General features: G+C 53.8%; 26 protein-coding genes and 1 tRNA gene. 9 read left to right on the top strand and 18 right to left on the bottom strand.

Features of this window, described 5'->3' with window-relative positions; translation table 11 throughout:
• Positions 1–4: 4 nt before the first annotated feature.
• The 4 genes from RJ38_RS13085 to hutI are packed head-to-tail and all read right to left on the bottom strand — an operon-like array spanning position 5 to position 3,859.
• Positions 5–349 carry a hypothetical protein gene (locus RJ38_RS13085; RefSeq protein WP_052245386.1) on the bottom strand — a complete coding sequence of 115 codons (345 nt, stop codon included), beginning with the start codon at positions 347–349 and terminating at the stop codon, positions 5–7.
• Positions 346–1,128 (bottom strand): N-formylglutamate deformylase, encoded by a 783-nt coding sequence (gene hutG, locus RJ38_RS13080; RefSeq protein ID WP_039019331.1) that lies wholly within the window; start codon positions 1,126–1,128, stop codon positions 346–348. Before hutG ends, RJ38_RS13085 begins: the two co-directional genes overlap by 4 nt.
• Positions 1,125–2,648: a histidine ammonia-lyase gene (hutH, locus tag RJ38_RS13075; RefSeq protein ID WP_039019330.1), complete on the bottom strand. Its 1,524-nt coding sequence runs from the start codon at positions 2,646–2,648 to the stop codon at positions 1,125–1,127. Before hutH ends, hutG begins: the two co-directional genes overlap by 4 nt.
• Positions 2,645–3,859, bottom strand: coding sequence for an imidazolonepropionase (hutI, locus tag RJ38_RS13070; protein WP_039019329.1), 1,215 nt, complete (start codon positions 3,857–3,859; stop codon positions 2,645–2,647). The genes hutH and hutI overlap by 4 nt, the downstream gene beginning before the upstream one ends.
• Before the next feature lie 74 nt (positions 3,860–3,933).
• Between hutI and RJ38_RS13065 the strand changes: the two genes are divergently transcribed.
• Complete coding sequence (locus tag RJ38_RS13065) at positions 3,934–5,301, top strand: formimidoylglutamate deiminase (protein WP_039019328.1); 1,368 nt, start codon at positions 3,934–3,936, stop codon at positions 5,299–5,301.
• A gap of 6 nt (positions 5,302–5,307) precedes the next feature.
• Here RJ38_RS13065 and RJ38_RS13060 read toward each other — a convergent pair whose 3' ends face one another.
• Positions 5,308–5,841 carry a HutD/Ves family protein gene (locus tag RJ38_RS13060; protein ID WP_039019327.1) on the bottom strand — a complete coding sequence of 178 codons (534 nt, stop codon included), beginning with the start codon at positions 5,839–5,841 and terminating at the stop codon, positions 5,308–5,310.
• A gap of 76 nt (positions 5,842–5,917) precedes the next feature.
• On the opposite strand from RJ38_RS13060, the gene RJ38_RS13055 reads away from it, so the two are divergent.
• Positions 5,918–6,619 (top strand): GntR family transcriptional regulator, encoded by a 702-nt coding sequence (locus RJ38_RS13055; protein WP_039019326.1) that lies wholly within the window; start codon positions 5,918–5,920, stop codon positions 6,617–6,619.
• A 97-nt stretch (positions 6,620–6,716) separates the two neighbouring features.
• Here the strand turns inward: RJ38_RS13055 and RJ38_RS13050 are convergent, their stop codons facing one another.
• From RJ38_RS13050 to RJ38_RS13015, 8 genes are all read right to left on the bottom strand, one after another.
• Positions 6,717–6,911, bottom strand: coding sequence for a hypothetical protein (locus tag RJ38_RS13050; protein ID WP_039019325.1), 195 nt, complete (start codon positions 6,909–6,911; stop codon positions 6,717–6,719).
• A gap of 262 nt (positions 6,912–7,173) precedes the next feature.
• The gene (gene dxs / locus RJ38_RS13045) at positions 7,174–9,096 is read right to left on the bottom strand and encodes a 1-deoxy-D-xylulose-5-phosphate synthase (protein WP_039019324.1); all 1,923 of its coding nucleotides are present in this window, start codon (positions 9,094–9,096) and stop codon (positions 7,174–7,176) included.
• A 30-nt stretch (positions 9,097–9,126) separates the two neighbouring features.
• On the bottom strand, positions 9,127–9,993 hold the full coding sequence (locus RJ38_RS13040; RefSeq protein WP_039019323.1) for a polyprenyl synthetase family protein: 867 nt from the start codon (positions 9,991–9,993) through the stop codon (positions 9,127–9,129).
• Positions 9,994–10,227, bottom strand: coding sequence for an exodeoxyribonuclease VII small subunit (locus RJ38_RS13035; protein ID WP_039019322.1), 234 nt, complete (start codon positions 10,225–10,227; stop codon positions 9,994–9,996).
• Positions 10,224–11,150: a histone deacetylase family protein gene (locus RJ38_RS13030; RefSeq protein WP_039019321.1), complete on the bottom strand. Its 927-nt coding sequence runs from the start codon at positions 11,148–11,150 to the stop codon at positions 10,224–10,226. The genes RJ38_RS13035 and RJ38_RS13030 overlap by 4 nt, the downstream gene beginning before the upstream one ends.
• On the bottom strand, positions 11,147–11,569 hold the full coding sequence (locus RJ38_RS13025) for a DUF5360 family protein (RefSeq protein ID WP_052245385.1): 423 nt from the start codon (positions 11,567–11,569) through the stop codon (positions 11,147–11,149). The genes RJ38_RS13030 and RJ38_RS13025 overlap by 4 nt, the downstream gene beginning before the upstream one ends.
• Before the next feature lie 7 nt (positions 11,570–11,576).
• Positions 11,577–12,275 carry a response regulator gene (locus RJ38_RS13020; protein WP_039019320.1) on the bottom strand — a complete coding sequence of 233 codons (699 nt, stop codon included), beginning with the start codon at positions 12,273–12,275 and terminating at the stop codon, positions 11,577–11,579.
• Positions 12,272–12,787 carry a MarR family winged helix-turn-helix transcriptional regulator gene (locus tag RJ38_RS13015; protein WP_039019319.1) on the bottom strand — a complete coding sequence of 172 codons (516 nt, stop codon included), beginning with the start codon at positions 12,785–12,787 and terminating at the stop codon, positions 12,272–12,274. The genes RJ38_RS13020 and RJ38_RS13015 overlap by 4 nt, the downstream gene beginning before the upstream one ends.
• Positions 12,788–12,976: 189 nt before the next feature.
• Between RJ38_RS13015 and RJ38_RS13010 the strand changes: the two genes are divergently transcribed.
• The 3 genes from RJ38_RS13010 (at position 12,977) to RJ38_RS13000 (ending at position 14,702) form a co-directional block, all read left to right on the top strand.
• Positions 12,977–13,843, top strand: a complete 867-nt coding sequence (locus RJ38_RS13010; protein ID WP_039019318.1) for a branched-chain amino acid aminotransferase — start codon at positions 12,977–12,979, stop codon at positions 13,841–13,843.
• 80 nt (positions 13,844–13,923) lie between these two features.
• Positions 13,924–14,370 carry a hypothetical protein gene (locus RJ38_RS13005; RefSeq protein ID WP_039019317.1) on the top strand — a complete coding sequence of 149 codons (447 nt, stop codon included), beginning with the start codon at positions 13,924–13,926 and terminating at the stop codon, positions 14,368–14,370.
• Positions 14,371–14,399: 29 nt separating this feature from the next.
• Positions 14,400–14,702 (top strand): LysE family transporter, encoded by a 303-nt coding sequence (locus tag RJ38_RS13000; protein WP_156121863.1) that lies wholly within the window; start codon positions 14,400–14,402, stop codon positions 14,700–14,702.
• A 107-nt stretch (positions 14,703–14,809) separates the two neighbouring features.
• On the opposite strand, the gene ykgO is transcribed toward RJ38_RS13000, so the two are convergent.
• Both ykgO and RJ38_RS12995 read right to left on the bottom strand, forming a co-directional pair.
• Entirely contained in the window at positions 14,810–14,935 is a 126-nt protein-coding gene (gene ykgO / locus RJ38_RS18555) for a type B 50S ribosomal protein L36 (protein WP_008562923.1), read from the bottom strand.
• A gap of 107 nt (positions 14,936–15,042) precedes the next feature.
• Positions 15,043–15,117, bottom strand: a tRNA-Val gene (locus tag RJ38_RS12995).
• A gap of 147 nt (positions 15,118–15,264) precedes the next feature.
• On the opposite strand from RJ38_RS12995, the gene RJ38_RS12990 reads away from it, so the two are divergent.
• Positions 15,265–16,155, top strand: coding sequence for an N-formylglutamate amidohydrolase (locus RJ38_RS12990; RefSeq protein ID WP_337588976.1), 891 nt, complete (start codon positions 15,265–15,267; stop codon positions 16,153–16,155).
• 1 nt (position 16,156) lies between these two features.
• Here RJ38_RS12990 and RJ38_RS12985 read toward each other — a convergent pair whose 3' ends face one another.
• Complete coding sequence (locus RJ38_RS12985; protein ID WP_039019316.1) at positions 16,157–17,419, bottom strand: DNA polymerase IV; 1,263 nt, start codon at positions 17,417–17,419, stop codon at positions 16,157–16,159.
• A gap of 109 nt (positions 17,420–17,528) precedes the next feature.
• Here RJ38_RS12985 and RJ38_RS12980 point away from each other — a divergent pair, with 109 nt between their 5' ends.
• Positions 17,529–18,428, top strand: a complete 900-nt coding sequence (locus RJ38_RS12980) for an SPFH domain-containing protein (RefSeq protein ID WP_039019315.1) — start codon at positions 17,529–17,531, stop codon at positions 18,426–18,428.
• On the top strand, positions 18,425–18,709 hold the full coding sequence (locus RJ38_RS12975; RefSeq protein WP_039019314.1) for an NfeD family protein: 285 nt from the start codon (positions 18,425–18,427) through the stop codon (positions 18,707–18,709). Before RJ38_RS12980 ends, RJ38_RS12975 begins: the two co-directional genes overlap by 4 nt.
• A gap of 72 nt (positions 18,710–18,781) precedes the next feature.
• On the opposite strand, the gene pyrF is transcribed toward RJ38_RS12975, so the two are convergent.
• Both pyrF and RJ38_RS12965 read right to left on the bottom strand, forming a co-directional pair.
• Positions 18,782–19,492 carry an orotidine-5'-phosphate decarboxylase gene (gene pyrF / locus RJ38_RS12970; RefSeq protein WP_039019313.1) on the bottom strand — a complete coding sequence of 237 codons (711 nt, stop codon included), beginning with the start codon at positions 19,490–19,492 and terminating at the stop codon, positions 18,782–18,784.
• A 120-nt stretch (positions 19,493–19,612) separates the two neighbouring features.
• The gene (locus RJ38_RS12965; RefSeq protein WP_039019312.1) at positions 19,613–19,837 is read right to left on the bottom strand and encodes a hypothetical protein; all 225 of its coding nucleotides are present in this window, start codon (positions 19,835–19,837) and stop codon (positions 19,613–19,615) included.
• Between the two features lie 435 nt (positions 19,838–20,272).
• Here RJ38_RS12965 and clpB point away from each other — a divergent pair, with 435 nt between their 5' ends.
• Positions 20,273–22,888, top strand: coding sequence for an ATP-dependent chaperone ClpB (gene clpB, locus RJ38_RS12955; RefSeq protein ID WP_039019310.1), 2,616 nt, complete (start codon positions 20,273–20,275; stop codon positions 22,886–22,888).
• Positions 22,889–22,899 lie beyond the last annotated feature (11 nt).

The following is a 22,899-nucleotide window of genomic DNA, read 5'->3' as shown; positions in this document are numbered from 1 at the left end:
CCTGTTAATTCTGTCGATTTTGTATGTGGTTTTCGGTGCGGTGACCGGAATCATTGGACCAAATCAAGGTCTCGCCATCGCGCCAAACTTGATAACAGCTCCAGTAGGATGGCTCGCGTGAACCCCAGGCCGAGCAATATTGATTGCCGCGCACCTCCCACCAACCATGGGATGGTCCGCGCGCGTCATCGTAACGCGTGTCGCCGTTCAGGTCGAAATTCTGCCAGGTCTGATTGCCCGTTACAACGATCGTCGGCAGCAGTTCCTGAATCTCATCGCCCGTCAAACGCACTTCTTGCGCAAAGCACGGCGTGGCAAAAAGTGCTGTGATAAAAGCAATGAATTTCACGCGGGTTTCCAATTCTGCAGGTCCGTCACGATGTCACGCAAATGCGCTCGCAACCTGTCGGCTTTCCCGGCATCCCAAATCCAAGGCGCGCGCTCAAGACAATAGGTGGATTGCGCCAATTCCATCTGTATCGCATGCAACCCTTCGGCTGGCCGCCCATAATGCCGCGTGGTCCATCCGCCTTTGAAACGCCCATTCAAAACCGATGTATAGCCGTCGGCGCGTTTGCAACGCTCAACAACGAGGGTTTCAATCGACGCGTCACAGGTCGTGCCAAGATTGGTGCCCGTGTTGAAATCAGGCAGTGTGCCATCAAACAAAAACGGAATACCTGAACGGATTGAATGGCAATCATAAAGCAACGCAAAACCGTGCAGCGCACGCACACGATCCAGCTCCGCCGCAAGGGCTTCGTGATAAGGTTTGTGAAACTTCTCGCGGCGGCTTGCGACCTCAGCCTCATCCGGTTCCATCCCGGTCTTATAGATGCCATTGCCATCAAAATCCGTCAGCGGACATAAAGTCGTGGTGTTTTCCCCGGGATAGAGACTAATTCCACCCGGGTCGCGGTTCACATCAATCACATACCGATGCACAGGCGTATGCACAGTTGTGATTTCAGGCACAAGCCCTTCATAAAGCGTGTGGATGTGCCAATCCGTATCCGCCAGATCCCGCCCGGTCTCGTTGAATGATGCCAGAATTTCATCCGGCACATCCGTTCCCGTATGCGGTAAACCCAACACAAGCGGGCTGTTGCCTTGGGCCACTTCAATCACAATGCGACCTCAACACCCGCAGTTTCGGATATCACTCCATCGCGCACCATTTGCGTCGCCGCTTCGATGTCTGGGGCAAGGTAACGGTCCTCTCCCAATGTCTCCACTTGCGTGCGCAATAACGCGACCACGGCTTGCAATTTGGATGATGTTTGCAGCGGCGCGCGCGCCTCAATACCTTGGGCTGCACACAGCAATTCAACACCCAAAATCACAGCCAAATTGTCATTCATCCGCTTCAACCGAAATGCACCATGTGCCGCCATCGACACGTGGTCTTCCTGGTTCGCGCTTGTCGGCGTGGAATCCGTGACACAAGGATTGGCAAGATGTTTGTTCTCGCTCATCAAAGCCGCTGTCGTGACCTCAGCAATCATAAAGCCTGAATTCAAACCAGGGTTTGGCGTCAAGAACGGTGGCAAATCATAAGACAGAGTCGGGTCCACCATCAGGGCCACACGACGTTGGGCAATCGCGCCGATTTCAGCAATCGCCAAAGCCAGTTGATCGGCGGCAAAACCAACATATTCCGCATGGAAATTCCCACCCGAAACAATGCGGCCTTCATTGACCAACACAAGCGGATTATCGGTCACCGCATTCGCTTCAATTTCTAAGGTGCGGGCCGCCATTCGGATCACATCCAAAGCCGCCCCAACCACCTGTGGCTGACAACGAATGCAATAGGGGTCTTGCACGCGGTGATCATCGTCACGATGGCTTTCGCGGATCTCAGACCCGTCCATAATCGCCCGCATTTCCGATGCCACATCGATCTGGCCGGCATGCCCCCGCAGGCTGTGAATATCCGCCAAAAGCGGCGCTGTGGACCCCATGATCGCGTCCGTCGTCAAAGCCGCAATCGTCATAGACGCTTTTGCCATGCGGCAGGCATCAAACAAGCCAGCCAAGGCACAAGCGGTAGAGAATTGCGTGCCGTTGATCAGCCCAAGACCTTCCTTCGGCCCCAAAATAACAGGGTCTATTCCAGCGCTTTTCAGCGCATCCGCCGCAGGCATCCGCACGCCCTGATGGGTTGCTTCACCCGCGCCAATCATCGCAGCTGCCATATGCGCAAGCGGTGCAAGATCGCCCGAAGCGCCCACAGAACCCTGCGAGGGCACCACCGGAATAACGCCTTTCGCAAGCATGTCTTCAATCTGCTTGATAATGTCCCAACGCACGCCAGATGCACCACGCCCCAGAGACAAAAGCTTTAGCACCATCATCAGACGGGTCTTGTCTTCCGCAAGCGCTTCGCCCACACCACAACAATGGCTCAGGATCAAATTTCGCTGCAAAGTTTCCGTGTCTTCCGGGGCGATTTTCTTACTGGCAAGCTTCCCAAAACCCGTGTTGATCCCGTACACGGCAACCGTGCCTGCTGCGGCGTCAGCGACCATATCTGCGGCAGCCTGAACTGGCCCACGCGCACTGTCGTCCAACCGTACTTCAGGCATGTTGCGATAGATATCTTCAAGCACGCAAAGCGTTGCGGTGCCGGGTGTAAGCGTGATCATAACGCCCCTCCTAAAATTCGTTTGTGCAGTGGATTGAACCCAATCCGGTATGATAATTCAGCGGGATGCTTCACATCCCACACAGCCAAATCCGCGCGCATCCCCGGCGCTATTTGACCGCAATTCGCAAGGCCCAAAGCTTGGGCCGCATTGCGGGTGACCCCGATCAATGCTTCTTCCGGGGTCATGCGAAACAGGGTGCAGCCCATGTTCATCGCCAGTAAAAGTGACGTCATCGGGGATGATCCAGGATTGCAATCCGTCGCCAAGGCCATCGGCACACCATGTTTGCGAAAGCTGTCAATCGGCGGCATTTGTGTTTCGCGCAACGTGTAAAACGCGCCAGGCAAAATCACCGCGACAGTGCCTGATTTCGCAAGCGCAGCCGCGTCATCATCATTGGCATATTCCACATGATCCGCCGACAAGGCCCCGAATTCTGCGGCCAGCTTCGTGCCGCCAATGTTGGACAATTGTTCTGCGTGTAGCTTCACCGGCAAGCCAAGTTCTTGCGCCGCCTCAAACACCCGTCGGATCTGTGTGGCATCAAAAGCAATGCCTTCACAAAACCCATCGACCACATCAACCAAACCTTCGGCATGGGCGGCGCGCAACGCGGGAATACAGACCTCGTCAATATAAGTATCCGCACGCCCAGCATATTCCGCAGGCACAGCATGCGCCCCCAGAAATGACGTTTTGATCTGAACATCACGCAGCGTTGCCGAAGCACGTGCTGCACGCAACATGTTCAGCTCTGTTTCGCGATCAAGGCCGTATCCCGACTTGATCTCAACAGCAGTTACGCCCTCGGCCAACAAAGCATCCAAACGCGGCAATGCGCCCGCAATCAAAGCATCGACATCCGCCTCACGCGTCGCCTTTACGGTGGACACAATGCCCCCACCCGCACGCGCGACTTCTTCATAACTCGCACCTTCAAGACGCATTTCGAATTCACGGGCCCGGTCGCCTCCAAACACAATATGCGTGTGGCAATCGATCAAGCCAGGCGTCACAAGCCGGCCATTCATAGGGATCACAGCCAAATCAGCGTGTTCTTTGGGCAGCATATCAGCCGACCCAACCCAAGAAATCACCCCATCGCGAATCACAATTGCGCCACCAGAAACCAGACCGTAGGGCACGTCAGATTGCTGCATTGTCGCCAAATTTGCTTGTGTCAGCACATAGTTAAAACTGTCGGTCATTGCTGCCTCATATTGAACTTGCTGAAATGTATGTATGGCATTATAGGTATTATGTCTAGACATAAGGATCACACATGCAGGTTATCTTCGCCAAACGCGCCCGGACATTCGACGGCTGGACCGAAAACGTAAGGATCACTTGTGTCGGAGGAAAAATCACAAACCTAGAAGCCGCGACCACAGCACAACCTAGCGACATTCTAGTAGACACTTTACTGCCTTCTCTAAGCAATTTGCATTCGCATAGCTTTCAGCGTGCCATGGCCGGAATGACCGAAGTGCGCGCAGCAGGCAAAGACAGTTTCTGGACCTGGCGCGACCTAATGTATCGCTTCATGGAACATGTCACGCCGGAACAATATCAGGCCATCGCCGCCCTGACATTCATGGAAATGCAGGAAGCAGGCTATGCTGCCGTTGGCGAATTTCACTATGTGCACAACCAACATGGCGGCCAGAAATACGACAACCAGATTGAACTCAGTGAACGTGTCTTTGCCGCTGCCCACCACACCGGAATTGGCCTAACCCATTTGCCCGTGCTGTACAGTTATGGCGGTGCAGGAAAGGCGGAATTGGCAGGCGGGCAAATGCGATTTGGCAATACAGTCGACAGTTTTTGTACCTTGGTGGCCAATGCGCGAACCCGCGCGGCCGATACACTTCCCAGTGACGCCTGTGTCGGCATCGCCCCCCATTCCCTACGCGCGACATCGCCTGAAGATTTGAGACAGGTGTTGACGATCGCAGACAGCAATCCGATCCACATTCACATCTCAGAACAACCAAAAGAAGTCACTGATATCCAAGCTTGGCTTGGCGCACGTCCTGTCGAATGGTTGCTGCAAAATGCGCCTGTTTCCGACCAATGGTGCCTAATCCATGCAACCCATATGACCAGTCAAGAAACACAGGATATGGCACGCAGCGGGGCCATCGCGGGGCTTTGCCCTATCACCGAGGCCAACCTTGGCGATGGGCCGTTCAATGGCGTTGAATACCTTGCGCATGGTGGTGCTTTTGGGCTTGGATCAGACTCTAACGTGAGGATTTCACTTACTGAAGAACTACGAACCCTCGAATACTCACAACGCCTACGCGACCTCGGGCGCAACGTGATTATCCCATCTGAAGGGTCCGTCGGAGATGCATTATACATGGGCGCCGCAGTGGGCGGGGCACGCGCGATGCGCCGCAACAGCGGACGCATCGAAGTCGGGGCCTTGGCAGATCTCGTCGCAATCGACAGCACCGCACCTGCCATGTTTGCACTGCGCGATGATCAGATCTTAGATGGTCTATGCTTTGCCGCAGACGACACCATCGTCACAGACCTTTGGTCCGCCGGTCGCCACCAAGTGAAAGACCGCAAACACATTCACCGCGATGCGATTATTGCGACGTATAAAACAGCCATCACTGATCTTTTGGCGTCCATTTAGGGTGGTTTAGATCGGCTCTAACGTCACGACGATTATCTGTGAACCGCCAGATATGCTGAGTTCAAAATCGCCACATAGGGCCGCCCCTTGGCCCGTGTGAAAGACATCATGACCGCTGTAAACTGCAGTACCCGAGACAACAAAAATCAGCGCTTCTCGCCCAAGTCGAATCCGCCCCTCAGCCTGATGGACATTCACATGGGCCCGTATTTTGTGAGGGTCGTATATCAGGTTCAAAGCTTGGCTGGGGCCATTATGCAGTTGCCCCGTCAATGCAAGGCCGCCATCGAACGAAACCGGTCGCAACGGTTTTGCCTCTAACGATACATCCGTTCCCGACAAGATCAATCCACACCCAGACACAATCGTATGAATGCGTGCCAGTCCTGGAAAAACCGAAAACCGACCGTCGCGCTCAATATCAGCAAGACTTAAACGCCAGATAATGCCCACATCGTCTTCATGCGCGGCGAGTTCACGGGTAACCCCACCGCCATTCTTCCACGGCACTGCGCGGCATTCATTCGCATCAAAGCGCATCGATAGCTTTCCCTCGTCACTTCTGTTAAGCACTATCATAACACAGTATTGTACAGATGTAAGAAATGAGGCCAATGTGACGACGGGGCAAAAAGTCAGTTTCCAAGATATTCGCAACGAAGTCTTGGCGCGCATCCAACAGCGCGTTTGGGTGCCCGGCAGTTTACTTCCCACAGAGCATGAATTGGCCGAAGAATTTGGCTGTGCCCGTGCCACTGTGAACCGCGCTATGCGAGAACTTGCAGATCGGGGCATCATTGATCGGAAACGCAAAAGCGGAACCCGCGTGAATATCTCACCAGTCAAACAAGCCACCTTTGAGATTTCAATTGTGCGTCAAACAATCGAGGACATGAACGCCGTCTACCGCTATTCCTTGGTGCACCGCAGCCTAAACCAGGCTCCCGCGTGGTTGCGCGCCCAATTGGATCTAGAAGACGCGGCACAGGTCTTACACCTGAATTGCATGCATTACTCAGACAATCGGCCGTTTCAATTCGAGGAACGGTGGATCAATACTGCTGCTGTACCTTCCGTGGTCGACGCCGATCTAACCGACACTGGTCCCAATGAATGGCTTCTCACCGAGATCCCGTTCTCAAATGCAGAAATCGCATTTACTGCCGTGTCAGCAGATAGCAAATTGTCAGATTTTTTGGCGACCCCGACAGGCACACCGCTGTTTCAAATGGAACGCACAACTTGGTTTCAAGACACGCCGGTCACATTCGTTCGCATGACGTTTCATCAGGGGTATCAAATGAGCACGCGTTATTAAAATAAGCCGCGTCCCCCAACCCGAACACCAACATTTGGACAACAAAAAACCCCGCAAAGGCAAGCCCGCGGGGTTTTTCGTTAGACGTATCTAACGATTAGTTAGATGCAGCTGCTGCAAACAGAACCAATGCGAACAATGGAACAAGAATGCCAGAACCTGAAGAAGAAGAACCAGCTTCTACAACGTCTACTGGCATAATTTCTGCTTCAGGAACAGGTTGGTTCAAACCACCTGCAAATGCGCTTGTTGCGGAGAGTGCGAAAGCGGCGGACAAAACGATATTTTTCATGACTTACCTTATCTATGTGTATCTGGTTGTGCTGGTACCTGCCTTACAGCAACGAAGTCCAATAACGACAGGGCATTTAGGCGCTTTGGGTCAAAACCGTTGCAGCGACGCTACAAAATCGTGAATTTCACCCCAAAACATCGCATTTTTGATGTTTTGGTCAAAACTCTCCCCCCTGCGACCCAACCCAAGTAACCGATGCGAGCCATGAACCGAATCACACATACTGAACAACACCGGCGAAGATCACGTCAAATCGCCGTCACGTGATATCAAGCAGCTCTAGAATTCTTGCTTCAATGCCCTTCGCATTCAACCCCGAGGCCTCGTACATCGCATTGGGGGATGCATGCTCGGCAAAGACATCGGGCAAAGTCATGGAACGGTATTTCACACCACCATCCAATGCGCCTTCTTCCAGCAACATCTGCGCCACATGACTGCCGAAACCACCAATAGAGCCTTCCTCGATGGAAATCAGAACATCGTGGTTTGCAGCCAGATCAAGGATCATCGTTTTGTCCAAAGGTTTGGCAAAACGCGCATCCGCAACGGTCGGGGTGATCCCCTGTTGCGCCAAGGATTCACAGGCTTTCATGACCTCAGACAGACGCGTACCAAACGACAGGACTGCCACGCGTTTGCCCTGCTGTATCATCCTGCCCTTGCCGATCTCAAGCACCTCACCGCGTTCGGGAAGGTCCACACCGACGCCTTCGCCGCGCGGATAACGGAACGCGATCGGCCCCGTGTCATGCGCCACCGCCGTCGCCACCATATGCATAAGTTCGGCTTCATCTGCGGCCGCCATGACAACAAATCCAGGCAAGTTCGCCAAGAACGCCACGTCAAAACTGCCCGCGTGGGTGGCGCCATCATTGCCAACCAACCCCGCCCGATCAATCGCGAAGCGTACGGGCAATCCTTGCACCGCAACATCATGCACGATCTGGTCATAGCCGCGCTGCAAAAATGTCGAATACATCGCGCAGAATGGCTTCATGCCCCCCGCAGCCAAAGCCGCCGCAAACGTCACCCCATGCTGTTCGGCAATCGCCACATCAAAGCACCGGCTGGGATAGCGTTGCGCCATCAAGTTCAAGCCCGTTCCATCCGGCATCGCGGCGGTTACCGCGCAAATTTTATCATCTTCTGCCGCATGTTTCACCAAAGCGTCGCCAAACACTTTTGTATAACTAGGTGCGTTGGAAGGGGATTTTTTCTGTTTTCCGGTCAATACGTTAAACTGCGCTGTGGCATGGCCTTTGTCAGCGGCCGTTTCCGCCGGGGCATAACCTTTGCCCTTTTTGGTCGTAACATGGATCAGCATTGGTCCGGTGGCGCGATCATGCACGGTGCGCAAAACAGGCAACAGTTGGTCAAGATCATGCCCGTCAATCGGACCCACATAAGAAAAGCCCAGCGCTTCAAACAAGGTGCCGCCAACCGTCATGCCCTTCAGCATATCTTTGGCACGTTTCGCCCCCTCACGGAAAGGTTCAGGCAGGAAACTAACGGCATCACGGGCGGCTGATTTCAGGTCTTGAAAGGGCGCACCAGCATAAAGCCGCGACAGGTAAGATGACATCGCGCCAACCGGCGGGGCAATCGACATTTCATTGTCATTCAGGATCACAAACAGACGTTTGCCCAGGTGACCAGCATTGTTCATCGCTTCAAACGCCATGCCAGCCGAGATCGACCCATCACCAATCACGGCGATTGCGTCACCCAGGCCATGTTCAGGCGCACCACCCAGATCCCGCGCCACGGCAAAGCCAAGGGCAGCGGAAATCGAAGTCGATGAATGCCCAGCACCAAACGGGTCATAAGGGCTTTCCGTGCGTTTGGTGAAACCGGACAGGCCACTTTCCATACGCAAGGTACGAATGCGTTCGCGCCGTCCCGTGATGATCTTATGTGGGTAACATTGGTGGCCCACATCCCAGATCAGGCGGTCTTTTGGGGTGTCAAAAATCGCATGCAAAGCGACGGTCAATTCCACCACACCAAGACCGGCCCCAAGATGCCCACCGGTTTCTGACACAGCCGAAATCGTTTCCTGACGCAATTCATGTGCCAGTTGCTTTAGCTCGCCATCGGACAAGCTCTTCATGTCGGCGGGCGTATGCACCCGATCCAAAAGCGGTGTCACAGGGCGTGGGTTGGTGGTCTGGTCGCTCATGCGGTTTATCCTGGCGTTTATCCTGATGGATCAGCTGTCGCGGGAAATAACGAATTCAGCCGCTTGCCGCAAGCAAGTGGCCTTATCACCATATCCGTCAAGGGCGCTGCAAGCTTCTGCGACAAGGTCACGCGCCCGGGTCTTTGCGCCCTCAAGTCCCAAAAGTGAAACGAAAGTGGCCTTCCCAGCATCCGCATCTTTGTTCACGCGCTTACCAGTTTTGACCGCATCGCCTTCCACATCAAGGATGTCGTCGGCGATTTGAAAAGCCAGGCCCAGCGCATTGGCATAGCTGCGCAGCGCCTCGGTATCTTTGCCCGCCATGATCGCACCAGCCTGAGCAGACCATCCGATCAAAGCACCCGTCTTATTGCCCTGCAACTCAGTGATCTCAGCCAAGGTCAAAGGCAACGCGGCGGTTTCAGCGGCAATGTCTTGTGCCTGCCCCAAAACCATGCCCCGCGCACCGGCTGCGCGCGCCAATTCCATTACCAAGTTCAGACGCACTTTGGCGGATCCAATTTCAGCCCAGGTCAGCAATTCAAATGCCAAAGTCTGCAAGGCATCCCCAGCCAAAATCGCGGTCGCATCATCCCATTTCACATGTACGGTTGCGCGACCACGGCGCAGGTCATCATCGTCCATGGCAGGCAGATCATCATGCACCAGCGAATAGGCATGCATCGCCTCGATCGCGGCGGCCGCATAGACCGATTGCGCGGGATCAATCCCATGCATCCGGGCGCTTTCTTGCACCAAGAAACCACGCAGACCTTTGCCCCCATCCACGGCATAATGCATCCCGGCATTTACCGGCACGGAATGCAGTCCCCCCATTACTGCACGCAGACAGGCCTGCGTACGGGCGGCATCTTCTTGAAGCTGGGCTTGAAACACTTAAAGCGCCTCTGTTCCCTGTGGGGAACCTTCCGGCCCGAGGGTGATTTTCGCAACCTTTTCCTCGGCTTCACGTAGCTTTGATTCACAATGCTTCTTAAGTTCAGCACCGCGTTCATACAGCGTGATGGACTGATCCAACGGCACATCACCGCGTTCCAATTGTCCAACAACGCCTTCTAAGGCGGCCATAGCTTCTTCAAAGCTCATCTCTGCAACGGGGGTTTCGCTCATGTCGCGTGCTCCATTAATTCCTGTACATGGGCAGCGGTTGCCGCGCCCAGCGCCTCCAGATCATAACCACCTTCCAAAGTGGATACCACCCTGCCAGAACAGACTTCGGCCGCAACTGTGCAAATTTCACGGGTGAGCCATGCAAAATCTTCTGTCGTCCAGTTCAAACCGGCCAAAGGATCATTCCCATGAGCATCAAACCCTGCGGAAATGATGATCAATTCCGGGGCTTCACGGCGCAGCATTGGCATCACGCGATGTTCCCACGCCGCGCGCATTTCCACGCTGCCTGTGCCGCTTTCCAATGGGATGTTTAGCATCTGCCCATGTGCCCCACGTTCCCCACGCGCCCCTGATCCGGGATACAGCGGCATTTGATGCGACGATACAAAGATCGCACGGGGTTCATGCCACAGAAGGTCCTGGGTGCCATTTCCGTGATGCACGTCAAAATCCAAAACGGCGACCTTCGACAACCCGTGATGATCAAGCGCATATTTCGCAGCAATCGCCGCATTGCCAAACAGACAAAACCCCATGGCCGTTTCGGTTTCCGCGTGATGGCCCGGCGGGCGTGCGGCGACAAAGGCGTTGCCAACATCACCGTTCACAACCATATCAACGGCCCGAGTCACACCACCGACACCGCGTAGGCCCGCCTGATAAGACCCAGGTGCCATATGCGTATCGCCATCCAAAGTATTCCACCCGTTTTCAGGCACAGAGGCCTCGATACGGTCAATATAATGCTGTGGGTGACAACGCAGGATGTCCTCGGCACGGCCAAGGGGGGCGTCTTCGCGCAACAGGTCAAACCCTGCCAAAGCTTTGCGAATGACATCCAAACGCGCCACCTGTTCTGGATGACCGGGGGGCGTGACGTGACCATCACAATCGGGATGAGTGATAAACGCTGTTTTCATTTCTGCCTCATGAGATGGAAAAGAAAAAGGATGCTCAGGAGGCACAGCCAAATGTTCAACCCCCACCATAGAGGATCAAACTCTCGTTGGATCACCCAGAACGAAATCGCCATGACGCCAGCACAAAACATCAGCGTTGCGCCGATAATTGAAAGCTGCTCTGCAACAGATTGTCGTAAGGGTGCAAAACGTGCCGTTAAGCCACAAAGGGCGAAGGCGACGTCAATTGGGAAAAAAGACCAATTCCACGCCACGATCACCGGGTTTTCATAATCAGAATACATGTATTCTGGCGCAATAGTGACCCAACCGGCCACCAATGCACCCGCCAACGCCCAATATCCCAGCATTCCGATTTCTGTCAGCGTCAGTAACACTGCCAAAATACTGGTGGGTTTGTGTCGTGCGATTTCAGACATCCCAGCCTCAGTCCGGCGCCAACATATAACCTTCGCCGCGCACGGTTTGCAGGTAACGGGGTTGCTTGGGATCGGCTTCGATTTTACGGCGCAGACGGGTGATCTGAACATCCACGGCGCGTTCCTGGGCTTGCCCACCAGAACGACCAAGATCTTCCACCAATTGCGCGCGGCTAACGGCAGCCCCTGGCTTCTCTGAGAAAATCCGCATCAACTGGCTTTCGGTCGCGGTCAACCGCACAAGCCCCTCGCCCTGCCACATTTCACCGCGATCCACATCGTAACGCACGGGACCAAGATTCAAAACTTTCGGCCCCTGATTTTGCACCTGAGTGGCAGGCGCACGGCGCAAAATCGCATTCACCCGCAGCAACAATTCTCGCGGCTCAAATGGTTTTGCAAGATAGTCATCCGCACCGGCCTCAAGCCCTTGAATACGGTCTTCCGTTTCACCCCTTGCCGTCAGCAAAATGATCGGCGTTTTCAAATGTTCACGTAGACTGCGCGTAAGGGTGGTTCCATCCTCGCCGGGCATCATCACATCCATGATGATCAAATCAAATTCCAAGCCAGACAGGATCTTACGTGCATGTGCGGCATCACGGGCGGTCGAAACTAAAAACCCGTTCCGAATCAAAAATTTCTGCAGCAAGGTGCGTATGCGTTCATCGTCATCCACGATCAACAAATGGGCGTCAGTGTTCATCGTTTTTCGCCTTCCCGCATACGGTTAAACCGTCGTTTCATATCTGGGTCCATCATGGCTTCTAGCACTTTACGGAACCCCTGCACAGCCTCAGGCCCTGCCGCTGAATAGGCAGCGCGCATACGTGCCCGCTGCGCATCTGACAAAGATCGATCCAACGCATCGCCTGTATCGGTTAAAAACAAATGCCGCTCGCGCTTGTCCTTGGTGCCAACGCGGCTTTCCACCAAACCGTCTTCGATCAGAGACCGCAATACGCGATTCAGGCTTTGCTTGGTCACCCCCAAAATAGCGAGCAGATTGTTCACCGTGGTCCCAGGTGTGCGCCCGATAAAGTGAATCGCCCGGTGATGTGCGCGACCATAGCCGCTATCGGCCAAAATCCGGTCCGGATCCGCAGTGAAGCCACGATAGGCGAAAAACATCGCCTCGCTGCCTTTGAGAAGCTGCTCATCCGTCAGAAACAGCAGCCCCCCGCCATCCAACGCATCCGATCCTGATCTGTCGTCCATGCCTGCCCCTTTTCGATGCCTAGATGGCGTCTCTTCACATTTTTCCCGATTTTATGTCAGCTATGTTGACTTTCCAAGAATCAATTCGTACCAATCATCACTTTTTACGCAATAAAATGTCCGATACGGACCTTTAAACGTAATTTTTGCAAATTCCGATACGTCGGAGAGACAATAAGGACCAAAGCAATGACCGGCTATGATGACCGCGACGGCAAAATCTGGATGGATGGCAAGCTGATTGAATGGCGCGATGCCAACGTCCATATCCTCACCCATGGTTTGCACTATGCCTCTTCTGTGTTTGAAGGCGAGCGCGTCTATGGCGGCAAAATCTTCCTGTCGCGCAAGCACTCAGAACGGCTTCACAAATCCGGTGAGTTGATGGATATGCCCATCCCATACACTGTTGATGAAATCGAAGCTGCGAAGGCAGAAGTCGTCGCAGCCAATGGTCTGACCGATGCTTACGTGCGTGTTGTTGCATGGCGTGGGTCAGGTGAAGACATGGGTGTCTCAGCGGCACGTAACCCTGTGCGCATGGCTGTTGTTGCTTGGTCTTGGGGCAATTATTACGGTGACGCCAAGATGAAGGGCGCCAAGCTTGATATCGCGAAATGGAAGCGACCAAGCCCGGAAACCATTCCAACGGCTGCCAAAGCTGCTGGTCTTTACATGATCTGCACCATGTCCAAACATGCAGCTGAGGCCAAAGGCTGTTCTGACGCGCTGTTCATGGATTATCGCGGTTATGTTGCTGAGGCGACCGGCGCGAATATCTTCTTCGTGAAAGACGGCGAAGTGCACACGCCCCTGCCGGATGCGATCTTGAACGGCCTGACCCGTCAAACCGTGATCAAGATGTTGGAAGAAAAAGGCATCAAGGTTCACGTGCGCCACATCATGCCCGAAGAACTGGCTGATTTTGAACAATGCTGGTTGACCGGTTCCGCTGCCGAAGTGACGCCAGTGGGTCAAATCGGCGAGCACACCTTTGAAGTGGGCGACATTGCACGTGATATTTCAGAGAGTTACGAGAAACTCGTTCGTGCTTAAATAAAATAACTCCGGGGCCATTAACCTAATCCAAATGGCCTCGGGGTACAGATAGACATAAGCCAACATTGAGAGCGCCTATGTCAGAAGTAAAGTCATCCCCCCCAAAGATCGTTATCAAACGCTCGGAACACCGGGTTCTGACGCTTGCGATCATCTTTGTGGTGCTCGCAGCGCCCGCAACGATCAGTGGGGCATGGTATTACTTCACCGGAACGGCCGCCCCCTTGGCAATCACCCGCGAACAACAAGCGCTGGAAGGCACCGGAAAACAGGTCGCAATCCTGGCGATGGTATCTTGGGGAAACAGCGGAAATCGCCGCTTCACTCAGGAAGACACACGGGAATTGCTGCAAAGCGCCTTTGCGCGACACGGTGAAGAAGTTGTCGTTTTCTTTGAAGAAACCAGCGGCAGTCAAACCAGCGTCACCTACCGAATTGGGGCAAACAACATTGGCCCCACCCCCTTAAGCGGGGCGGCAGCTGGTGTGCGCATGGCCGTCGAAGCATATCGAATGCATCAATGATGAAGGCCGCCTAAAGGGACGATGCGGTCATTTTCGATTTAAACACACTATCACGCGACCAACTGATCACATCCGATACCAGCCCAAAAGCAGCGTTGGCGTGGATCGCTATTATCTCGCTCGGCCTAGTGCCAGGCGCCCCACTTTGGGTTGCCGGAGCGATTGTCTGTGGCACATTCATTCTGTCCGTAGTGATTCACTTCCTATATGCCTTGGCTTTCTCGACCCCCGCAATGGTTCGCATTTACGGGCGGGCGCGCCGAGCCATTCAAGGCACGCTTGGCACATTTTTTGGCCTTGCTGGCCTTCGCCTTCTGACAGATCAAGAGTGAGATGCGTTGTATTCCATGGCAATCATAACGCAAGATTTTCAGCGGAAAGCACAAAAAAGGCCGCTCCCTTGTAGGAACGACCTTCTAAATTCTAAAGCTGGTTCAGCTTAGCCCTGACGAGCTTTGAACCGGCGCTGTGTTTTGTTGATCACATAAACACGGCCCTTACGACGTACAACGCGGCAATCGCGGTGACGGTTCTTGAGCGAGCGGAGCGAGTTCTTGACTTTCATAAGTCTATCCTCATATCGCGGCGCGCAAGAAACGTGCGCCTCGGGTTAAATCTCTGCATCATCGGCTCATCCGATGACTGTACCTTGTTTTATTCCCAGGAGGGGAATGGTGGACGATACTGGGATTGAACCAGTGACCCCTTCGATGTCAACGAAGTGCTCTACCGCTGAGCTAATCATCCGCCGTTGCCGCCCCATCTAGCCCCTTAGAACAACAATGACAAGTGTTGTATAAAACAAAAGGGACGCGGATTGGGCCGCGTCTGTCCGGTGTCTATAAAAGGAGTCGATCTGGGGATCAAGGGCTTTTGGCAAAGGAGTTTTATCACATGCAAATTAATGATATTGATTTCAGCATGAGCGACTTACCATTCCACATCACACGCCCAAGGTCACAATCCACCGCTGTGATTTTCGCGTCGCCACATTCGGGGCGTGCATATACGAATAGCTTCTTACAAAGCAGTGTTTTGGATCAACTCCGCCTGCGCAGCTCTGAAGATGCCTTCGTTGATGTATTGTTTGAAGATGCACCCGAATTTGGTGCGCCTTTGCTATGCGCAAACACCCCGCGCGCTTATGTGGATTTGAACAGAGCCGTCGATGAACTTGATGGCGCCTTAATACATAACGTGCCCAAAACGCGCAGCAACCCGCGCGTGGCTTCGGGTCTTGGGGTGATTCCCCGCGTCGTTGCAAATGGCCGTGCGATTTATCATGGGAAGATGCAGCTGATCACAGCCGAACAACGGCTGCGAGATCATTGGTATCCTTATCACAATGCGCTTGCCTCGCTGATGGGCGACACATTGCATAAGTTTGGGCAGGCCATGTTGATCGATTGTCATTCCATGCCCCACGAGGCCCTTGATTCGGTTGCCGGCAATGACAACAAACGCCCAGACATCGTTATCGGCGATCGATTTGGCTCGACCTGTTCTGGCCAAATCACCAAACATGTTGCTGAAGGGTTTCGCAACGCGGGTTTCGCCGTTGCGCATAATGTTCCCTTTGCAGGCGCATATATTACGCAACAGTATGGGCGGCCATCACAGGGTCAGCATGCGTTGCAAATTGAAATCAACCGCAGCCTGTACATGAATGAGGCCCATATCACCCCCAATGCCAACTTTCATGAATTCAAAGCAATCCTAAACAACGTCATCTCAGACATTGCCGATATTGCACGCGATCCACGCGCTTTGCTGGCGGCTGAATAGCTTAGTTCAGCGAGCGCCCCTTAACGATCGCATCTTTTCCGAAACGTTCCCGGATCGCATCTGATGCGCGCTCTACTTTCTCGCGCGTTCCAGCATCAGGATCCAACAGATCAGCGAATTGATCCGCGCCTTCCGCCGCATCCAAATTGCTGATGCCAACCCCAATCAAACGAAATGGCCCTTCTTGAGCCACCTGATCGAACAACCCACGTGCTGTGCGATAAATTCGATCCCCCAATTGCGTCGAACCGGGCAAGGTCACACGCCGGGACAAGGCAGAAAAATTTGAACGTTTCAGCTTCAGGGTCACGACACTTCCCGCCAAATCACGGGCTTTAGCACGATCCGCCACCTGCTCCGACAATCGCCACAGATGTCCATCCAGCAAATCTATGTCATTGCTATCTTTCGCAAAAGTTGTTTCCTTGGAAATACTTTTGACGGGGTCATTGGTGGACACACTGCGCCGATCATTCCCGCGGGCAAGGTGGTAAAGCCGCTCGCCCATACTGCCAAAACGCGCAATCAGGTCACTTTTATCCCAACGCAGAAGATCATCGAAAATCCGCACCCCAGCTTTTTCAAGCGACCGCTGCCCAGCCGGGCCAATCCCCCAAATCATCCGCACAGATTTACCGGTTAAGAACTGCGCTGTTTCAGCTTTGCCAATCACAGAATATCCGCGCGGTTTATCAAGGTCAGACGCGATTTTCGCGAGAAACTTATTATGTGACAAACCGATGGACCCGGTGATCCCGATCTCGTCCTTCATCCGCTTCACAAGGCGGGCCAACATCACAGCCGGAGGCGCACCATGCAGTTTTTGCGTGCCTGTCAGGTCCAGAAAAGCTTCGTCCAGAGACAAAGGTTCAATTTTGGGCGTGAGTTCATCCATCATCGCGCGCACTTGCCGCGACGCAGCAGCATATGCCTCCATTCTGGGGGGAACGAACACCCCATCCGGGCAAAGCTTGCGCGCTTGGAACGCTGGCATCGCCGAGCGCACGCCGCGAATTCGCGCAATATAACAAGCGGTTGATACGACGCCGCGCTCGCCTCCGCCAATGATAACTGGCTTATCACGCAATTCAGGATTGTCGCGTTTTTCAACAGAAGCATAAAACGCATCGCAATCCATATGCGCAATGGACAGCGAAAACAATTCAGGATGCGCAAGCAAAGACGGCCGCCCACAGGCAGGGCAACGCAAGCCCAAATCAGGGTCATCAAATTGTGCAAGGCAGTCACGACATAGAGCTGGCATGTCCCGTATTTATGTGGAAACTGGCGCGAAAACAATTGCTGGAAATCGACGCAACCTTGAAAGTCAGCAATTCTGACCTATATAAAGTGTACACTATGAGGGACATAAAATGGATATTGTAATGGAAATTTTTGCTGCAATCGGCGGCAATGGCATCGTTGGCTTGCTGATCGCAGCCTTTCTTATTCTCTGTATTTTTCTGGGCGTACGCATCGTGCCCCAGTCTGAAAAATATGTGGTTGAACGGTTTGGTCGTCTACGTTCGGTGCTTGGGCCTGGGATCAACTTTGTCATCCCATTCCTTGATCGCGTCGCCCACAAGATTTCGATTCTAGAACGCCAATTGCCCAACGCCAGCCAGGATGCAATCACCACCGACAACGTGTTGGTTCGTGTCGAAACATCGGTGTTTTACCGCATCACAGAACCTGAACGCACTGTTTACCGTATCCGCGATGTAGACGCTGCGATCGCCACAACGGTCACCGGGATCGTGCGTGCTGAAATTGGCAAAATGGAATTGGACGAAGTTCAATCAAACCGTAACCAGCTGATTTCGCAAATCAAACTCGCTGTTGAAGGCGCTGTGGATGATTGGGGCATTGAAGTGACCCGCGCTGAGATAATTGACGTAAATCTTGACCAGGCAACACGCGACGCGATGATGCAGCAGTTGAACGCAGAACGTGCGCGCCGCGCACAGGTGACCGAGGCCGAAGGCACAAAACGCTCTGTTGAACTAAATGCGGACGCCGAACTTTATGCCGTTGAACAACAGGCAAAGGCGCGCCGCGTCTCCGCCGATGCGGAAGCCTACGCAACCGAAGTTGTGGCAAAAGCCATCAAAGACAACGGTATCGAAGCGGCGCAATATCAGGTTGCATTGAAGCAAGTCGAAGCTTTGGCTGATATCGCCAAGGGCGATGGCAAGCAGACCGTTCTGCTGCCGTCCAATGCGCTTGATGCGTTTGGCGACGCCTTTGCAATGTTGAAAGGAATCAAAAAATGATTTGGACGACCTGGTGGGCATGGCTTGCGGGCGGGTTAATCCTTGGGATCCTTGAGATCCTCGCCCCAGGCGTAATCTTATTGGGCTTTGCCCTTGGCGCGGCGTTCGTCGGATTGTTGTTCGGCATCGGCGGGCCGATTGCTGGATGGCTTGCGGCGTCTTTTCCACTGACCTTAGTGATCTTTGCTGTTGCGTCCCTTTTGGCTTGGGTGGTTCTACGTCGGGTGATCGGCAAACGGTACAACCAACCTAAGATCTGGGAAACCGACATCAACGATTAGGATCGTTCGAAGAATGCTAAAGGCCGGGACAGATTGCACTGCCCCGGCCTTTATTGCTTTAATACATTTTATTCAGAGAGACCCGATCTCAGAAATGATGTCTTGTGCGGCAATCCGTGGATCTTCGGCGCGCCAAATTGGGCGCCCCACCACCACATGATTTGCGCCATTGCTGATCGCCTGCGCGGGTGTCGCGATGCGTTTTTGATCACCTGCGTCAGCACCAATTGGGCGCACACCTGGCGTCACGATCAGTTTGCCATTGGCTTCTGGCAACGCGCGAATGACCGCAGCTTCGTGTGGTGACGCAATCACACCATCGGCACCCGCCAAGAATGCATTGCCCGCACGTTCCTGCACCAGGTCTTTGATGTCGCCAGACTTAATCAACGCGCCATCAAGGTCTTGACGATCAAGAGAGGTCAGGATCGTCACCGCAAGGATTTTCATCTCACTGCCCCCTTTTCCTTCCTGCGCTGCACGCACCACATAGGGATCGCCATGAACGGTCAAGAAATCGAGATCAAATTGGGTCAGACCACGCACTGCGTTTTCGATGGTCGCACCGATGTCGAACAGCTTAAGGTCCATGAAAATCTTTTTGCCGAACTCTGCTTTTAACTCATTGGCCAAGGCCATGCCGCCGCTAGACAACAAGCCCAAGCCAATTTTGTAAAAGCTGACGGCGTCACCGATTTTCGCGGCGACCTCCATTCCGGCAATTGCATTGGCAACATCAAGGGCCACGATTAGGCGATCATCTGCGACTGGGGAATGGGACATGGGGCGCTCCGTATAAGGGGATTTCCCTCTCATACGGATTTCGACGACAGCGGGCAAGGTCAGCGATGGAAATCTGCTTTCCATCCAAAATCAATATTGCGCTGCCGCATCAGTTGCAATTTAGAACGGACCCGGATCTCCAGGAAAGGGGACAATCCAATCGTCGGCCACACGCCCGCGATCAGGTGTGATGGCGGAAAACGGTTTCTCTGACACGCGCACCACCGAGACTGGCGATTGCAAAAACTCCCTTACCGCACGCGGTAAAACACGGCGTATTGGTGTGCCTTCCTTAGCGCGAACAACAACCATGGGAACCGGTTTTACATTGATTTCGACGTTCATGTCGCCCCCCCATTCCGCTTTGCGACGCGGCGAAAACGAGACACGTTTAATGCCTCTCTGCTTACACGCTGAATCGGCCACATTATGGTGTCAGTAATCGCGATGCGGATACCCCGCCTGCCCCCACGCGGTGAAGTGAATAGGATCTCTCCTTCATACTGATGTTTACCTTGGTTTTGGGAAACGGTTTTAACCCGGCTGTCGAAAGGCATGGCTGGCTCCACTGAGGTGACGAATTAACCCTAATCCAACAGAAAACGGTAAAGATCCTCTGAACAATTTTGAGACAGACTGTTTCTTTCGTATTTTTTTCACCAACATTTTAACACCCCTTGAGTTTTCCATTTTTCACCCCATTTTATAGGGTGAGGCTCCACTATGGATGTGCCGCACAGCGGGCATCTTCCTTGGGGCGCTTAGATAAAGGAGAGAGTGATGAACCTCGAAAAGTTCACTGAGCGGTCGCGCGGATTTTTGCAAGCGGCCCAAACAATCGCCACCCGTGAAAGCCACCAACGGCTTGGGCCTGAACACCTGCTAAAGGCCCTGCTGGATGATGACCAAGGGCTGGCGTCTAACCTTATTACGGCTGCCGTTGGCGATGCCAAACGCGTCAGTGAAATGCTTGAAGTTTCGCTGGGAAAAATCGCCAAAGTGACCGGTGATTCTGGCCAAGTTTACATGGACGGACAAACCAGCAAGGTCCTTGCGGAAGCGGAAAAAATCGCGACCAAGGCAGGTGACAGCTTTGTGCCTGTCGAACGCATCCTGATGGCGCTTGCCCTTGTGAAATCAAAGGCGAAAGACGCATTGGATGCCGGCAAGGTGTCTGCCCAAAAACTGAACGAAGCGATCAATGATATTCGCAAAGGGCGCACGGCGGATTCTGCCAGTGCCGAAGACGGGTATGATGCGTTGAAAAAATACGCCAGTGACCTGACAGAAGCCGCGCGAGCGGGTAAAATAGACCCTATTATTGGTCGTGACGAAGAAATTCGGCGCACGATGCAGGTTCTGTCACGGCGCACCAAGAACAACCCGGTTCTGATCGGTGAACCTGGCGTCGGGAAAACCGCGATTGCCGAGGGTCTTGCCCTGCGCATTGTGAATGGGGACGTGCCGGAAAGCATCGCGAATAAGAAGCTGTTGTCGCTTGATATGGGCGCTTTGATTGCCGGTGCGAAATATCGCGGTGAATTTGAGGAACGCCTGAAGTCTGTATTGACAGAAGTGACCGAAGCCGCCGGTGAAATCATCCTGTTCATTGATGAGATGCACACGCTTGTGGGCGCGGGCAAGGGCGACGGCGCAATGGATGCGGCGAACCTGATCAAGCCTGCTTTGGCGCGTGGTGAGTTGCACTGTGTCGGTGCGACGACATTGGATGAATATCGCAAACATGTGGAAAAAGACGCAGCCCTTGCGCGGCGCTTTCAGCCCGTTGTTGTCGAGGAACCCACTGTTTCCGATACGATTTCCATCCTGCGTGGCATCAAGGAAAAATACGAAATGCACCACGGCGTGCGTATTTCCGACAATGCGCTGGTGTCTGCGGCGACGCTTTCCCATCGCTATATCACGGATCGCTTTCTGCCCGATAAAGCCATCGATTTGATGGATGAAGCCGCGTCGCGTTTGCGCATGGAGGTCGACAGCAAGCCAGAAGAACTGGACGCGCTGGATCGCGAAATCTTGCAAAAGAAAATCGAAGCAGCAGCCCTTCGTTTGGAAAATGACGTCGCCAGCAAAGATCGTTTGAATACGCTTGAGAAGGAGCTATCCGATCTTGAGCAACGCTCGGCTGAGATGACAGCACAATGGCAGGGTGAACGCGATAAGATGAACTCGGCGCGGAACATGAAAGAAAGCCTTGATCGTGCTCGCGCGGATCTAGAAATCGCCAAACGTGAAGGCAATCTTGCCCGCGCAGGCGAACTGTCTTACGGCGTCATCCCTGATCTCGAAAAAGCCCTCGCAGAGGCCGATGGTTTGGAAGATGCCAAGATGGTTTCCGAAGCGGTCCGCCCGGAACAGATCGCCCAGGTGGTGGAACGCTGGACAGGTATTCCAACGTCGCGGATGCTGGAAGGCGAACGTGAAAAACTGCTGCGTATGGAAGATGAGTTGGGCAAACGTGTGATCGGACAACGATCACCTGTGACCGCGGTTTCCAATGCTGTGCGCCGTGCGCGTGCGGGCCTGAATGACGAAGGCCGCCCCTTAGGCAGCTTCTTGTTCCTTGGGCCGACAGGCGTGGGCAAAACCGAGCTCACGAAAGCGGTGGCCGAATTTCTGTTCGATGACGACAGCGCGATGGTGCGTATTGATATGTCCGAATTCATGGAAAAACACGCCGTGTCGCGTTTGATTGGCGCCCCTCCCGGTTATGTTGGTTATGATGAGGGCGGCGTTTTGACCGAGGCCGTGCGGCGCAAACCCTATCAGGTTGTGCTGTTTGACGAAGTCGAAAAAGCCCACCCAGATGTGTTCAACATCTTGCTGCAAGTGCTTGACGATGGGGTGCTGACCGATGGGCAAGGACGGACTGTTGATTTCAAACAGACGTTGATCATTCTGACATCAAACCTTGGGGCGCAGGCGCTTTCGCAACTGCCTGAGGGCGCGGATGCGGTCGATGCGAAACGTGATGTCATGGATGCTGTACGCGCCCATTTCCGCCCTGAGTTCTTGAACCGCTTGGATGAAACCATCATCTTTGATCGACTTGCCCGGGTGGATATGGACGGCATCGTCGACATCCAGTTGAACCGTCTTGGCAAACGTTTGGCAGGGCGCAAGATCAAGCTGGAACTTGACCAAGCGGCCAAAACCTGGCTGGCGGATGAAGGCTATGATCCGGTGTTTGGTGCACGTCCGCTGAAACGCGTGATTCAACGTGCCTTGCAAGACAGGCTGGCCGAAATGATCCTGTCTGGGGATGTCATGGATGGCACGACCATTCCCGTCAGCGCTGGCGCAGATGGGCTGGTTGTCGGCGACAGGATCTCTGAAAGCAATCAAACGCCGCCAGATGAAACAATAGTCCACTAAACAAAAGCCCG

The sequence above is a fragment of the Halocynthiibacter namhaensis genome (genome assembly GCF_000812685.1).
Classification (GTDB): Bacteria; Pseudomonadota; Alphaproteobacteria; order Rhodobacterales; family Rhodobacteraceae; genus Halocynthiibacter; species Halocynthiibacter namhaensis.
This window is presented reverse-complemented; position numbering and strand designations above follow the sequence as displayed.